18 protein-coding genes and 1 pseudogene are annotated in these 13985 nt (G+C 66.3%); 8 read left to right on the top strand and 11 right to left on the bottom strand.

Going from position 1 to position 13985, the window contains the following annotated elements; translation table 11 throughout:
- Positions 1-42: 42 nt before the first annotated feature.
- The 4 genes from OL239_RS11415 to OL239_RS11400 all read right to left on the bottom strand — a co-directional run bounded on the left by OL239_RS11415 (position 43) and on the right by OL239_RS11400 (position 3415).
- The gene (locus OL239_RS11415; protein WP_268909049.1) at positions 43-1125 is read right to left on the bottom strand and encodes an alkene reductase; all 1083 of its coding nucleotides are present in this window, start codon (positions 1123-1125) and stop codon (positions 43-45) included.
- Positions 1126-1251: 126 nt separating this feature from the next.
- Complete coding sequence (locus tag OL239_RS11410) at positions 1252-1740, bottom strand: DUF5808 domain-containing protein (protein ID WP_268911748.1); 489 nt, start codon at positions 1738-1740, stop codon at positions 1252-1254.
- Positions 1741-1893: 153 nt separating this feature from the next.
- A complete protein-coding gene (locus tag OL239_RS11405; RefSeq protein ID WP_268909048.1) occupies positions 1894-2610 on the bottom strand; it encodes an NADPH-dependent F420 reductase in 717 nt (238 codons plus the stop codon).
- Between the two features lie 97 nt (positions 2611-2707).
- A complete protein-coding gene (locus tag OL239_RS11400; protein WP_268909047.1) occupies positions 2708-3415 on the bottom strand; it encodes an NADPH-dependent F420 reductase in 708 nt (235 codons plus the stop codon).
- A gap of 96 nt (positions 3416-3511) precedes the next feature.
- Here OL239_RS11400 and OL239_RS11395 point away from each other — a divergent pair, with 96 nt between their 5' ends.
- The 6 genes from OL239_RS11395 to OL239_RS20185 all read left to right on the top strand — a co-directional run bounded on the left by OL239_RS11395 (position 3512) and on the right by OL239_RS20185 (position 6707).
- On the top strand, positions 3512-3964 hold the full coding sequence (locus OL239_RS11395) for an ABC transporter ATP-binding protein (protein WP_268909046.1): 453 nt from the start codon (positions 3512-3514) through the stop codon (positions 3962-3964).
- A complete protein-coding gene (locus tag OL239_RS11390) occupies positions 3886-4197 on the top strand; it encodes an ABC transporter ATP-binding protein (protein WP_329609408.1) in 312 nt (103 codons plus the stop codon). The genes OL239_RS11395 and OL239_RS11390 overlap by 79 nt, the downstream gene beginning before the upstream one ends.
- Before the next feature lie 2 nt (positions 4198-4199).
- Entirely contained in the window at positions 4200-5435 is a 1236-nt protein-coding gene (locus OL239_RS11385) for a DUF6297 family protein (RefSeq protein ID WP_268909045.1), read from the top strand.
- A gap of 5 nt (positions 5436-5440) precedes the next feature.
- On the top strand, positions 5441-5812 hold the full coding sequence (locus tag OL239_RS11380) for a hypothetical protein (RefSeq protein WP_268909043.1): 372 nt from the start codon (positions 5441-5443) through the stop codon (positions 5810-5812).
- Between the two features lie 115 nt (positions 5813-5927).
- Positions 5928-6128 (top strand): hypothetical protein, encoded by a 201-nt coding sequence (locus OL239_RS11375; RefSeq protein WP_268909042.1) that lies wholly within the window; start codon positions 5928-5930, stop codon positions 6126-6128.
- 291 nt (positions 6129-6419) lie between these two features.
- Positions 6420-6707 carry a DUF5708 family protein gene (locus OL239_RS20185; protein WP_442864138.1) on the top strand — a complete coding sequence of 96 codons (288 nt, stop codon included), beginning with the start codon at positions 6420-6422 and terminating at the stop codon, positions 6705-6707.
- Between the two features lie 321 nt (positions 6708-7028).
- On the opposite strand, the gene OL239_RS19540 is transcribed toward OL239_RS20185, so the two are convergent.
- The 7 genes and pseudogenes from OL239_RS19540 to OL239_RS11345 all read right to left on the bottom strand — a co-directional run.
- Entirely contained in the window at positions 7029-7283 is a 255-nt protein-coding gene (locus OL239_RS19540; RefSeq protein ID WP_329609204.1) for an alpha-L-rhamnosidase C-terminal domain-containing protein, read from the bottom strand.
- Positions 7262-7591 carry an alpha-L-rhamnosidase-related protein gene (locus OL239_RS19535; RefSeq protein WP_329609203.1) on the bottom strand — a complete coding sequence of 110 codons (330 nt, stop codon included), beginning with the start codon at positions 7589-7591 and terminating at the stop codon, positions 7262-7264. Before OL239_RS19535 ends, OL239_RS19540 begins: the two co-directional genes overlap by 22 nt.
- Before the next feature lie 39 nt (positions 7592-7630).
- Positions 7631-9025 (bottom strand): plasmid pRiA4b ORF-3 family protein, encoded by a 1395-nt coding sequence (locus OL239_RS11365; RefSeq protein ID WP_268909041.1) that lies wholly within the window; start codon positions 9023-9025, stop codon positions 7631-7633.
- A 58-nt stretch (positions 9026-9083) separates the two neighbouring features.
- A complete protein-coding gene (locus tag OL239_RS11360) occupies positions 9084-9851 on the bottom strand; it encodes an SCO1664 family protein (protein WP_268909040.1) in 768 nt (255 codons plus the stop codon).
- Entirely contained in the window at positions 9851-10405 is a 555-nt protein-coding gene (locus OL239_RS11355) for a DUF3090 family protein (protein ID WP_268909039.1), read from the bottom strand. Before OL239_RS11355 ends, OL239_RS11360 begins: the two co-directional genes overlap by 1 nt.
- A 15-nt stretch (positions 10406-10420) precedes the next feature.
- The gene (locus OL239_RS11350) at positions 10421-11122 is read right to left on the bottom strand and encodes a histidine phosphatase family protein (protein WP_268909038.1); all 702 of its coding nucleotides are present in this window, start codon (positions 11120-11122) and stop codon (positions 10421-10423) included.
- Positions 11123-11192: 70 nt separating this feature from the next.
- Positions 11193-11759 (bottom strand): annotated as a pseudogene (locus OL239_RS11345) (recombinase family protein); the annotation flags it as partial.
- 74 nt (positions 11760-11833) lie between these two features.
- On the opposite strand from OL239_RS11345, the gene OL239_RS11340 reads away from it, so the two are divergent.
- A complete protein-coding gene (locus OL239_RS11340; protein ID WP_268909037.1) occupies positions 11834-13162 on the top strand; it encodes a helix-turn-helix domain-containing protein in 1329 nt (442 codons plus the stop codon).
- Positions 13132-13584, top strand: coding sequence for an IS30 family transposase (locus OL239_RS11335; RefSeq protein ID WP_268909036.1), 453 nt, complete (start codon positions 13132-13134; stop codon positions 13582-13584). The genes OL239_RS11340 and OL239_RS11335 overlap by 31 nt, the downstream gene beginning before the upstream one ends.
- The last annotated feature ends 401 nt before the right edge of the window (positions 13585-13985 follow it).

The following is a 13985-nucleotide window of genomic DNA, read 5'->3' as shown; positions in this document are numbered from 1 at the left end:
CGCGCGGAGGGCCTGCCGTCGTCGTTCTGTTGTAATCGTTGCTTAGGAAGCGACCGTCTCCAGAAGCGCGTAGTCCGTGTAGCCGGCGGCACCGTTGGTGTAGACGGTGGCCTGGTCCACCTCGTTCAGCGGCAGGTCTTCCTGCCAGCGGCGGGCCAGGTCCGGGTTGGCGATGACCGGGCGGCCGACGACGACGGCCTCGGCCAGATCCTCCTCGAGCAGCATGATCGCGTCATTGCGGCTGGTGACGGTGCCGAAGCCGGTATTCAGCAGCACCGGGCCGCCGAAGCGGCGGCGCAGGTCCTGGATCATCTCGTCAGCGGGATCCTTGTGCAGGATGGAGAGGTAGGCAGGCTTCAGGTCCGCGATGCCGTCCACCAGCGCGGTGTAGGTGGCGGTGACGTCGGCGCGGTCGGTTTCCAGCACGCCCTGGATGTTGTGCTCGGGGGAGATGCGGATGGCGGTGTGCTCGGCACCGACGGCTTCGGCCACGGCGCGGAAGGTCTCGATGACCATCCGGGCGCGGTTCTCCGGGGAGCCGCCGTAGTTATCGGTGCGGGTGTTGGAGACGGGGGAGAGGAATTCCTGCAGCAGGTACCCGTTGGCACCGTGCAGCTCCACGCCGTCGAACCCTGCCAACATGGCGTTCCGGGCGGCGGAGACGAAGTCCTGTACGACGCCGGGGAGTTCGGCTTCGGTGAGGGCGTGCGGCACTGGGTAGGGTGCCTTGCCCTCGTAGGTGTGGGCCATGCCTTCGACCGCGATGGCGCTGGGGGCCTGCGGCTGGTGTCCGCCGTTGATGTTCTCGTGGGCGACGCGTCCGGAGTGCATTAGCTGGGCGACGATCCGGCCGCCGGCCTCGTGCACGGCGTTAGTGACGCGCTTCCAGCCGGCGATGTGTTCCTCGGTGACCAGGCCGGGCATGAGGGGGTTGCCCTGGCCGGGGAAGGAGGGGTAGATGCCGTCGGTGACGATCAGGCCCAGGGAGGCGCGCTGGCGGTAGTGCTCGACCATGATGTCAGTGGGCACGCCGCTGCGGTCGGCGCGCACGCGGGACATCGGTGCCATGACCAGGCGGTTGGGCAGTTCCATGGTGCCGATGGTCAGCGGGGTAAAGAGTTTCACGTGGTGGTTCCTTTTATAGCTGGCATCAGGGCCGGGCGGTCCTGAGCTGAAGTTGGTATAGCAGCGACAACCGGGGGAAGGGCCCGCACTATTCCGCGAAGCGTGCGAGGTCACACGGCCCGCTCCTCAGCGGGAGAGCGCCAGAATGCCGCCAATGACGAGGGGCAGGACCACAAAGACAGCGAGGAAAACGGCGACGGCGGCCCGCCCCTTGGCATTTCCCACGTTCACCGTCATCCCGGTGCCCGAACCGGATCTTTTCGGAACCATGATGTGGGGGTTCTTCGGGTTGTTGTGGAGCCCTCCTGCGATCCACAGCTTGTCTTCTTCCTGCTCGTCCGGCGAGGGAGAGGCCCCGTTCCTTGACGCGGCACGGCAGGCCCACCGGGAGGACAGGGAATACGCGGCGAAAACAACGGCGAGGACGAGGGCGATCAGGATCAGCAGCGGCCCAACCGGAAGATTGTCCGGACTTCTCCACCCTGCCACCGACACGAAGCCGAACACTGCCGCCATGAGGACGGAGGTACCGCCCATGGCGGCCACGGTGCCCCGGATGGTGCCCTCCCGGCGCCACAGCTCCCACTGCGAGGCGTCTTTTCCCGGTGGCACCATCACGGGAACTGCGGCAGTGAAATGGGCTGTCCGGTCCACCGCGTGCGGCGAACCGGACAATGGGGCCCGTTTATTGAGGGCAGGGACGTGAATTGGGAAGCGGCGGCCTCCACGGCCGGTGATGCCTCCGGTATCCTCCTTCCCGCGTACCTTCTAGAACCGGCGTTCAGCCACATCCACCCGGGCGGCGGCGTCGAGCGCGGACCGGACCTGCTCCGCCGGCGTCGGCCCGGGAGGGGTGTCCATCAGCTGCTCATCGGAGACGTCCGGGTCCGAGAAGTAGATCCGCCCGTAGGCCGGGGTTTCAGGTTCGAACCGCCAGCTTTCGGCCAGCGTCCCGGCATCAACGGTGTTGAAGCCGAGCCGCTCAATAATGCCCGATGCCTCGGCCTTGGCAGCGGCGCCGTCGCCTGCGATCGGCAGTGCGGAGCGGTCCGCGGCGCCGTCGGGCCGGGCCAGTGCCGGGATGTGCGCGGCGGTAATGTTGTTGAAGGCCTTCACATACTGGTCTGCGCCCAGCTGGTCGCGGACCATTTCGCTGCTGGTGACGGTGTGGTCGACCAGTTCTTCGATGCGCCCGTCACGGGACGGGTAGTAGTTGCTCGTGTCCAGCACCAGCTTGCCGGCAAGCAGCCCGTCCGGGAGGTCCTTTACCGCTTTGAGCGGAATGGAAAGTACGACGGCGTCGCCGAGTGTGGCTGCCTCTTCCACCGTTCCGGCCCGGGCCAGCGGGCCAAACCCGGCGGCCAGGTCCTGCAGAGATTCCGGACCCCGCGAGTTCGCGATGATCACGTTCAGGCCCGCTGCAACCGCGAGCCGTGCCACGGCCGATCCAATGTTGCCGCTTCCAATGATTCCCAGTGTCTGCATGTCCGCATCCCTTCAGTGGTGTTGTTTCGGTGGTGTGCTGTGCAAGCAAAGAGCGGGGACGGGAAATTCCCGGCGGGCAGGCGGGACAGGCGCCCGGTCAGGCAACGGGCGCGGGCGCACCTGTCAGTGCTTGCAGCTGCGCAGCGGTCAGCCGGGCCCCGAACGCCGGCCCGCCGGGCTCCAGGAACGCGGTGCCGGCGAGGGAGGAAACGGGAACGGGGTCATAGCCGATCCGGTCCACCACCGCCGACACGAGCGCGACGGCGCCGGGCCGGTTTCCGGCCACGGCCAGGCCAAGCCGCTCCGGATGGCCGGCCGGCCGGCGGTCAGGTTCCAGCGAGTGGTAACCGGTGTGGTTGAAGGACTTCACCACGTCGGCGTCCGGAAACATCTCCTGCACCACTGCGGAGGAGCCCTGCGTTCCGGCGGCGAAGGCCGGAATGTCTCCGTCCACCGGCGGCCAGTAATTCATGGCGTCCACTACCACGCGGCCGGCCAGCAGTGCCGGGTCCACCTGGTGCAGCCGGTGCAGCGGCACCGCAAGGATCACCAGATCGGTACCGGCGACGGCGTCCCGGGTCCACTTCGGTTCGGCGCCGGGGGTCACGATTTCGGCCAGCAGCGCCAGCTGCGCCGGATCACCGGAGGCGGACAGCGAAACCCGGCAGCCGGCGTCGAGCAGGGATCGGGCGACGGCGGTGCCCACCCGCCCGGCGCCCACGACGGCCACATGCAGGTGGTCGGGAACGGAGGGCGTGATCGAGTCCGGGGTTGCGGGCGGGGTGCTGGGCGGCTCAGTGGTCATGCCTGCGGCAACACGCCCGGTGCCGCCGTCATTCCCCGAAGGGCCTGCGCGGCGCCCGGCCGGTAAGGCGGCGGCGGTTTCGGATAGGTTGGACGCATGACTTCAGTGGGGGCTGTGCTCGAGATTTCCAACCTGTCCGTGGGCTACGGGGGCACTGCCGTGTGCGGGCCCATCACCGCGCGGGCGGAGGCCGGCGAAATCCTGGGAGTGGTGGGCTTCAACGGGGCGGGTAAATCCACAGCGGCCCGCACCATTGCCGGCAAGCAGCCGATGATCGACGGCGAAGTGCGGGTGCATGGGCTGCCGGTGAACGAAGACGCACTTTCATTCCGGCGGCAGGTCGCCGCCCTGTTCGATGAGGACGCGTTCTTCCCGTCATTGTCCGTACGTGAGCACCTCCAGTTGGTGGCCCGCGGACACTCGGTACCGAATCCGGACTCCGCCGTCGATGCGGAACTGGACTTTTTGCCCTGCAGGACCGCGCCGGCGCCATACCAGCCTCCGTCTCCTCCGGGCAGCGCAGGCGGCTGCTGCTGGCCTCCGCCCTGATCCGCCCGTCCTCGCTCCTGATCCTGGATGAACCGGAACAGCGTCTGGATCCGGTGATGCGCGAACGGCTGGGGGAGCGCATCACCGCCTATGCCGACGCCGGCGGCACGGTGCTGCTGGTGACCCACGACCCGGCGCTGCTCCTGGCGACCGCTGGACGGTGCCTGGTGATCGACGACGACGTCCGGGACATCGAGCCCGAACGCGCCGCTTCCGAAATCGCCGGACGCTAGCCGTGACGCCCGGAACTGCGGTGGGCAACGCGCCCGCAGTCTTCAATCCGGTTCAGTTCACCCGGCGGGCATCACTGGTCTTCAACCGGGGCCGGACCCGGTTCCGGGACGCCTTTGTGGACGTGTACACCGCTGTGCTGTCGATGGGAACCGTCGGGGCCTTCGCCGCGGGGCTGGTCCTGGCCCTGCGCGGACAGGTGGCCCGGGCCTGGAGCGGGGACGCTGCCCAGGCCGCCCTGGTGGCTCCGCCGTCGTTCGCCCTGCCCGGCGGTGCGGCGCCGACCGTACTGATGTTCGCGGCTCTGGCCGCGGTGATGGTCGTGGCCCGGAAACTAGGTCCGGTGGCGGTCGGCCGGCCGGAGGGATATTGGTGGCTGAGCCTGCTGCTGGACCGCCGGCCGATGGTGGCCGGGCGGCTGGTCCGCCGGCTGGTCCAGGTGTGGGCTGGCGCATCGGTGCTGTACCTGCCCTTCGGCTTCGTCACGGACCTCGCGGCCACCGTGCAGGGCCAGTTCTCCGGGGCCGTCGTGTTTGGTGTGGCCGCTGTCTGCGCGGTGCTCATGGCAGCGCTGCGGCAGGCGGGAGCGGGGCCGGTGCGGCCTGCGGGGCCGGTGCGGCCTGCGGGGCCGGTGCGGCCCAACGGTTCCGTGCGCGGCGTCTTCCGGCGGACGGCCTCGGGCCCGCTTCCGCGCCTGCTCCTGCTGGCCGTGCTGAGTTTTGTTCCGCGGCAGGCGGCGGCAGGAGAGTGGGGGCCGGCCATCGTTGCCCTTGCCGCCGCCGTCGGGCTGTGGCTGGTCCTGTGGCCCCGGCTGGGCGGCATTCCGGGCCGGGAACTCCTCCGGGGAGGTGCGGTGTCCGGGCACGCCGGGGCTGCGGTGTATTTCATGGATCTGAACGAAGTGGGGCGGGCACTGGCCGCCGATCCCCGGGGCGTCGGCTCATCCCGGGCTGCCCGCTGGTATGCGGGAGGCGGACGAACGCCGTTTGCCGCGTTGCTGCGTGCCGACACTGCGGCGTTCCTGCGGACGCCGGGACTGTGGGTTCGGCCGGTGCTGCTGCTTTTGCTCTGCCTGGCCCTGATGTTGGCCGGCGGACGGCAGACGGCAGCGGCGCAGCTGGCTTTCATTGCGGTGACCGTGTGTGCCGCACTTCCGGCGCTGGGCGCGGTGGCGCGGCAGACCGCGATCATGCCGGGCCTGGATCTGCTGCTGCCCTTCCGCCTGCCATGGTCCGGCTGAGCCGGATGGCTCTGCCGGCAGCCGCCCTGGTGCTCTGGACGGCGCTGTTCTGTACGGCCCTGGTCCTGCTCGGCGCCGGCACACCGGCACTGATCGGCCTCGGCGCCCTCGCCGGGGTGGGGTTTGGCGCGTCCGCGGTGCGGGGAGCGTACCGGGTCCAGCCCGACTGGACGGTTCCGCCCGTGGACACCGTGTTCGGTCCGGTGCCGAACGCACAGGCCGGAGCGATGATCCGCGGACTGGACACTACGGTGCTGGCCCTGGTTCCCCTGCTGCTGGGCCTGTTCCTGGGATACGCTCCCGGTGCCCTGCTGCTGGCGCAGGCGGGATTTTCCGCCGTGTGCGTGCTGATGGTGATGTACTCGAACCCGAAATAAGCCCGCGTGGCCGGACATCTTCCTGCGTATTTGACGGTTCTTTACCATTCTGAAAGCGGGCCACATTACCTCCCTTGTCGAACTGCAATCCTGCGACCGTGATTGAGCACGTTTTATGGAGTTGGTTGCGGCAGCTCGTGCAACCGGCATCAAAGTCGATCGTGACGGTGGGGTTGATTCGCAGGATGACCCAAGAATTGGTGACCTCTATTTGATAGCTCAAAAGGCGCTTACCAACGTCCTGAAGCATGCACCCAACTCTCCGGTCACCATCAGTTTCAAACAGGAGGACTTTCATTCTCGCGGTTCTGAGTGATTTCCCACCCTCGTCAAATAACGGGCACGGCACAGCAAGCAGTTTGGCGCGGTGTGGAAGCGGCCAAGGGGCTCGATAATATGCGGGCCCGCACCCAAAGCCGGCGAGGGGCGTTCTTTGCGGGCGCACAGAGAGTGGTGACGGCTGGATGGTCCGTACGGAATTTAGGTAGATCCGGATTTCGCCCTCCCGCGTACCGCTGTGAACAACGCGGGGACAGTTTCTTGTTGCGCGGGGCCGGAGGGTTGACAAGGAGTGGCCTTAAGTCGACGGGACTGAGTCGAAAGGAGGATGCAGTTTCAGCTCGTGTCCGGGAAACTAATGGTGCAGTCAGGGAACCTAAGCTCATCATCGACACCGAGGGTTGGAGCAATTATGCGTATGGCAACAGGACGCCGAGAGATTCTCTGGGGAATCTCATGTTCAGTACTCGGATTTGTTCTATGGCAGTTTGCCACTGACATCGACACTCCCATCATCACGCTAAGCAAAGTGGGAGTTGTGCTGTTGGTTGTAGGTATTGGCGGAGTCCTTTACGGGAGCTACTTGGTTGCCACTTCGAAGGAGCACAAAAAGTAGCTTGCACGCCTTATGTGGAGAAAAGAGCGGTTATGGCGTGGCTAACCAAACCGGAGTCGCTGATACTTGTCGAGTGTCACAGCCCAACAGGTCGATTCGCGTCATGGCCGTCGACGACCCATTCGTTCGATCAGCCCTCTAATGACTGCTGGATCATAGTGTGGGTGTGGAGTTCGTGGGGTCGGTTTCAACAGGCGTCGAAGCCGTGTCAACGGTCGGAGACAGAGCCCCCGACGTTATTCTCACGCCCCGGCGGGGGATGGGACGGTGGACGGATCACCGCCACCGGCACCCCCCGCCGAAGCCGCTGCCAACCCCGGGTTAGACCGTGGTGAGCGAAGACTCCTCCTGAGCAGGCCGCGGGTCGCTGACGGTCCATTCGTGAAGGCCCGAGCCCACTTCCACCGGTTCCGCCCCCGGCAGCACGATGATCGCCGTCGTGTTCGCAGGGACCACGGCGCGCACCTGAACCTGCCCTGCCGACGCAGTCCAGCCAGCCTCGGCCATGCCGTACGGAGTTTCGTGCCGCGCCCAGGCGCGGTCGAGCCCCGCTATCAGTACGGGTGCGATGCGCAACCTGCGGTACCCGGGGAGTCCGGTGCAAGGCCGGCAAGACGACGGTACATCCAGTCGGCGACGGCACCGAAGGCGTAGTGGTTGAACGAGGTCATCTGCCCCGGATTGATGGTCCGGTCCGGGAGCATGGAGTCCCACCGCTCCCAGACCGTGGTGGCTCCCATGGTCACCGCGTACAGCCAGGACGGGACCCCGGTCTGTAGCAGCAGCTTGCCGGCAACATCGGCATGCCCGGTGTCAGTCAGCGCGTCCGCGATGATGGGCGTACCGACAAAGCCGGTGCCCACATGGAAGTCAGCGTGCTGCACCCCTGACCCTGCAAGCCGGAACGAGCGTTCCCCTCCGGCCTAGGAGCGCAGTGCGGCACGCGCCAAGGCTTGGCCCTGCGGAGTGACGGTGTCCAGGTCCGGCCAGCCGCCGTTGCGGAACACCCCGAGGTTCTGAAGCACTTCACGCGGTGCCTGGAGGAGCCCGCGGACCGAATCGAGCGGGAGCTTCTCTCCGGAGCGGGTGGCCCATCCGAGCATTCCCAGCCCGAATGAGACGGCTTCCAGATAGTCCTCCCAAGCAGTACGTTTTCCTGCTGCGACCTCCAGGAGGAGGAGCAGCGCCGCGTCCTGCTCCGCATCATGACGATGCCGCCAGGCCAAAGCCCGCGCCAGAAACAGCCACAGATCCGCAGGGTTATCGAGCAGCTTCTTGGCGGCAGCGGAGAGGACGAGCCGGCCTTTGACCTTTCGGATCAGGCCAAGCTGCTGTGCGCTTTCGCGCAGCCGGCGGACGGGTGGGGTGACATCCTCGCGGTTGGCCTTGCCGATCCAGCGCCGGTCCCGGTCCACCACCGTCATTGCCTCGCTGACCATGGCTGGAGGCAGCCAACCCGCAGCGGTGAGGGTCACGCCGTCGTGCCCGATCCGGCGGACGAGCCAGAGATAGGGGGCAGTCATCGCTTCGGCCACTTCCGCTTCCACCCGCGCAGGCCCGTCAAGGCGCGCGCCGGCCAAATAGGCCTGAAAATCACGGCGGATGCCCGGCGGCATCCGCTGCGCCAAGTCCTGGAGCACTGGCTGCTCAGCGTCCCCGGCGCCCGGCAGCGTATCGTCGGGGAACAGTGCGTTCAATGCGTTGTTCGCAGCGTGAATGTCCAGCCATTCCGGGTCGAATTCCTGCCATGGTCCGGTGGTCCAGGCGACCCAAGCCGAGAGGTTTTGATGTTCCTCGTGGTTGGGATCGGCGAGGGCTTCGAGCAGGTCCTGGTAGCCGCCAATCCCGCCGGAGTCTTCCAGCGGCGCCCGGCGTGAACCGTCCACCAGCCGTGCCCGCGGGGCCGCGGCGGGTGCGCGGAGGCTTCCGGTGAGCTCGAGCCGGTGGGTCCAGCCGTCTCCGAAGTCGTATTCGTAGAACAGGCAACGTGTCTCTTCGGTGAGGACCTGGCCCAAAGTCCACTCGGATTCGGGCAGGTCATTGTCGTTGTCCTCCAGCAGGGGCTCGGGAACCCAGCGCCGGGGTTTCTGTGCCTTCCCGGCAACGGCACGCGGACGGATACAGGGATCTGTGTCCGTGAAGGCGTGCAGATGCGAATCCCGCCAGCCGACTGCGGCTTGGAGGATGTCATGGATTCGGTCCAGGGTCAGGGAAGAATCGACTTCGAGGAGGCGCCAGATGGCCGGGTCGCTGCCCATCAGTGAAACTTTCACACGCAGCAGCGCCGGGCGGTTGTCTGCGTCAGGAGCTTGTTTCATCACAGTGTTATCCTGCCAGATCGGCGTGTCCGTTCGCGCAGCAGGCTTGTCCAGTGCCTTAGAACAGCGGCCAGGGCACGGCCGGCATCCCGCCGCTCGGAGCGGGAAAGCACCCGACGCTGCGCAACCGGGCACAGCGCGCGGCGAGGGACGCGGTTTCCTCGGGGGTGAGCAGCTCCGCGAGCTTCCGGCCCAGCCCGCCGTTCAGTTCTTCGATAAGACGGTCGATGCCCGCGAGTTCCTCCGCGCTCAGCTCGGCGCCGATCCAGCCCCACAGCACCGTCCGCAGTTTGTGCCCGCTGTGGAAGGTCAGCCCGTGGTCCACTCCGTACCGGTGCCCGCCGCCCACGGCGAGAATGTGGTCGCCCTTGCGGTCGGCATTGTTGACGACGACGTCGAACACCGCCATCCGCCGCAGCGCCGGGGTGTCCTCGTGGATGAGGGCGACGATCCGCCCGCTCTGGTCCTCGCCTTCGAGGACCTGTTTCCAGCCGGTGGCCGGCACCTCGTCCGCCGGCACGAGGTCTACGGCGTCCTCCCCGGGGTCGGTTTCCTGCCAGAGCTGCACCATGCCCCGGCCGAGCGGCCCGTCCCGCAGCCAGGTCCTGGGCACGATGTTCCAGCCCAGCACCTCCGACACCAGGTATGCGGCCACCTCACGGTGGGCCAGGAACCCGTCGGGAAAGTCCCAGAGCGGTTTCTCGCCGGCTATTGGTTTATAGACGACGGCGGCGCCGCCGATGCTGCCCAGAAAAGTGGCGTTGGACGCCGTCGTAATGCGGCCGGTGAGTGTCAGCTCGTCGGTGACCAGGTCCGGCGCGGGCATTAGGCCTCGGGAAATTCGCAGGTGTGCCCGTCGGCGTCGATCGGCTGGCCGCAGATCACGCAGATGGGACGCCCGGCACCGACGACCTCCCGTGTGCGCTTGGCAAAGGCACGGGCCGTGCCCACCGGCATGCTGACCCGCAGTACTTCGGCTGCGTCGGTATCGTCCTCGTCCTCGAGGAATCCGTTGTCGTCTTCGTCCACCTCCGCGAGGGGGTAGGCCTCGATGACGAGCTGCGTCGTCGTCGGATCCCAGCCCAGGCTCATCACGCCGGCGCGGAACTGTTCCTGCACGGCCTCGAGATCATCATTGTCTACGAGCTCGATGGGTGTGCTGGCGGGAACGTGGAAGGGATTGCCGTCGACGGTCATGAGCTGGTCGAGGATCTCGTCGATCTTCTCGGCAAGCTGGGCAGACTGCTGCTTTTCCAGTGCGATGCTGAGGAGCTGCTTCCCGGTGCGCACTTGAAGGTAGAACGTGCGCTGCCCCGGGACGCCGACAGTTCCGACGACGACGCGGTCAGGCCAGGCAAACTCGTGAACGGTTGTAGGCATGGGACTATCTTAGGCTCATCGTGCCGGTGAGACGGTGTGCCCTGCGCCACCGCCAACCGGAGCGTCGTCCGGCGCTGGCGGAGCGGCCAGCCAGGACAGGTCTCCGGCGTCGGTGTTGGTGGCGAAAACGGTGGGGCGTCCCTTGCCGTAGTGCACGATCGACACGGACGCCGGGCCCACGGTGATGCGCTGGAACAGGTCCAGGTGCATGCCGAGCGCGTCGGCGAGGACGGACTTGATGATGTCGCCGTGGCTCACCGCCGCCCACACGGCGCCGGGCCCGTGTTCGGCTTCGAACGCGGCGTCGTGGCGCCGGACCGCGGCCACCGACCGGGCCTGCATTGCGGCCATGGACTCCCCGCCGGGGAACGTGACGGCGGAGGGCTGGGTCTGGACCGTCTTCCAGAGCTCCTCCTTCGCGAGCTCCTCGAGCGTGCGGCCCTGCCAGGAGCCGTAGTCACACTCGGTCAGCTCTGACTCGACCGGCGCGTGCGGGGTGCCGGGCTGGCGGTCCAGGATGAACTGCGCTGTCTGCCGGCAGCGCTCGAGCGGGCTGGAGACCACACCGACCAGGGGCACGACGGCGAGCCGGCCGCCGGTGGCGGCGGCCTGGTCGCGGCCCACCTGGTCGAGTTCGACGCCGGGGGTGCGGCCGGCCAAGAGTCCGGACGCGTTCGCTGTGGTGCGGCCGTGCCGCACGAGGATTACCGTTGCCATCCCCCCAGCCTAGCCGCGGGGTCCGACGGCGGGGTGAACCGGCCCCATGAGCTAACTGGGCTGGGGGCTGTGTTCGCTGAACGATGCGGTACACCGTGCTGCGGGCGACCTTGAAGAGTTCGGCGATCTCGGTGGTGGTGTGTTCACCCGCATTATACAGGAAGGCCACGTGTGCCTCCTGTGATTTGGAGAGTTTGGGCTGCTTGCCGCGAAGCCGGCCTTTGGCTTTGGCAATCTGCATGCCTTCCCGGGTGCGGGCCCGTATGAGGTCGGATTCGAACTCGGCAACCATGGCGAGGACGTTGAACAGCAGCCGGCCGACGGGGTCCGACGGATCGTGGATGGATCCGCCGATACTCAGCTTTACATTCTTCTTCGTGAGTTCTTCGAGGATGTCACGGGCGTCGGGCAGGGAGCGGGCCAGACGATCAAGTTTGGTGATGACGAAGGTGTCCCCGTCCCGGACAGCGGCCAGGGCCTGACGCAGGCCTGGCCGGTCACGGTTGGTGCCGGTCAGCCCGTGATCGGTATACACCAGGTCCTTGGGGACACCGAGGGCCGCGAGGTGGTTCTGCTGGGCCGTGAGGTCTTGCTCGGTGGTGGATACGCGGGCGTAACCGACGATGTGGGCACTCATGGATCCGAATGTAGCGGTTGAGCTACGCGAGATTCTGTTGATCGAAGCAACACCCATTCCAAGGTGGTTCGATCATGTATTTGAGTTCTTCCTCCCCAACAGGGATCCGTTTTCTGGCCTCGATCAAGCAGGGAAATGGTCTCAAGCCATCCGCCCGTGCGGCTGGCATCAACAAGGAAATCGGCTACCGCTGGCTGCGCGAGAGTTACCTGCGCTTCCGCAGTGAGGGATTGGGCCCCGCCGAAGCCTCTGAAGCTCTGGGGTTCACCACCTCGCGGTTACCCACATGGGAAGCGGCAGTGGGCGTGGGCACTGGCCGCCACCACCGTCAGACAAATGTCGGGGACGAAGCCTTGTTCTGGGCGGCCTTTGAGCGCGGAATTAGGGTGGACCGGGCGGCCGAAGCCGCCGGGGTGAACCGCTCCACGGCCTACCGGTGGATCCGTTCCCGGTTCGATGAGCTCCGGGAATCCAAGACCACCCGGAAGCGATGTCAGGCACTCCTGCGGTTGACAGACCGGCGCTGCCAGGGTCTTGAACGCGAACGGCTCGCCCGGCTCGCGAAGGAAAGGAACACCGCCGCCGCGGCCCAGCGCGCCGCCGTCTTGTCCTCGAACCGCTACGCAGATGCGGTGCTCGCCTCCACCGTCTCCGAGGCGAAAGTTCGCCGTGCCGCACGGGACACGAAGTACTGGCAGCTGATGCGCGAGGGCAAGAGCAATGCCGAGGCATGCAGACTTCTGGGTATGCCTATCAGAACGGGCGCGTTGCTCCGGCGCGCGCATAACTACCAGATCCCCTCTCTGCAGCCCCGGCCGGCGACGGGCCGCTATCTCGACGTCCGGGAGCGACTGCAGATCGCGGACCTGTTGGACCTGGGTCACTCCCTGCGGCAGGTGGCCCATGAGCTGGGTCGCCAGCCCTCCACCATCAAGCGGGAGCTGGACCGCCACCGGGATGCCGAGGGCCGCTACCTGCCCCGTACAGCCGACCACGACGCCCGTCTGCAGCGATCCAGGCCCAAGGTCCACAAGCTCGTTGCCAATCCCCGGCTGCGCGGGCTCGTGCAACGCAAGCTCAATCGTTGCTGGTCGCCGGACGAGATCAGCGGCTGGATGAAGAAGGCCTACCCCGAAGACCGGGAACTGCGGATCTGCCCCGAAACGATCTACCGGTCGCTGCTGCTGCCCCAGGGCCAGGGTTTGCACAAGCGCTACGCGGCCAAGCTGCGAACCGGCCGGAGGATCCGCAAGACCCGTTGGCGCACCCGTACCGGGCGCGGCTCGCGTATCCGCAATATGAAAATGATCGACGAACGGCCTGCTGAGGTTAAACCCGTCTGGAGGCTGGTCACTGGGAAGGGGACCTCATCGTGGGGGTCGGATCCGTCTCGGCCATGGTGACCCTGCGGGAACGTAAAACCCAGTACGGGATCATCGTGAACCTGCCCCATGACCACACCGCCGTAAGCGTCAATGCCGCCATCACCAATGCATTCGCCGGGTTTCCGCCGTCCCTAAAGCGCACCTTGACCTGGGACCAGGGCGTGGAAATGGCCAGCCATGAGGTGCTCACCTTGGCCACCGGAATTCCGGTGTTCTTTGCCGAACGTTCCAGCCCTTGGCAACGCGGTGCCAATGAGAACTTTAATGGGCTAGTTCGCCAATACTTTCCCAAAGGCACCAACCTGGCCGTGCATAGTGCCCGGCACGTCAACCACGTGATGAAAGAGCTCAACACCCGACCCCGAAAGAACCTGGCTTACGACACCCCGGCCGCACGGTTCAGGGCCGAACATTATGCCCAGGAAAAGCCAGTGAAGTAGTCTCCATAACACAGGGAAAAACGCCCCTGTTTAGTCTTTTTGTTGCGTCGACCGATAAAATCCGCTCTACCTTCACGGGGCATATGTGCGGGCAAGGTTTACGCGAACCCCGAGGTCAAACAGGTATATGTACTGTCAGTTTCCTAAGTCGACTGCACAGAATGTTCTAAGTCGTCTGCACAGCCGCCCGTTTGGGATCATGGAACGGACACCAGAGCGTCCGATGGTCCACCGGCTTACGGGCCGGCAGCAATGGCACTCTTGGCGCCTGAAGAGAGAGTTCGGTCCTCCGGATCAGCTGCATCGTCCTCCAGGAGGAGGGAAAAGCTCATCCTCCGGGGGGAACCTGACGATGAATGGCCTATTTGGCAGCAACGCCCGCCTAGGGTGAAACCATGTTT

Source organism: Arthrobacter sp. ATA002 (genome assembly GCF_026898095.1).
Taxonomy (GTDB): domain Bacteria; phylum Actinomycetota; class Actinomycetes; order Actinomycetales; family Micrococcaceae; genus Arthrobacter_B.
This window is presented reverse-complemented; position numbering and strand designations above follow the sequence as displayed.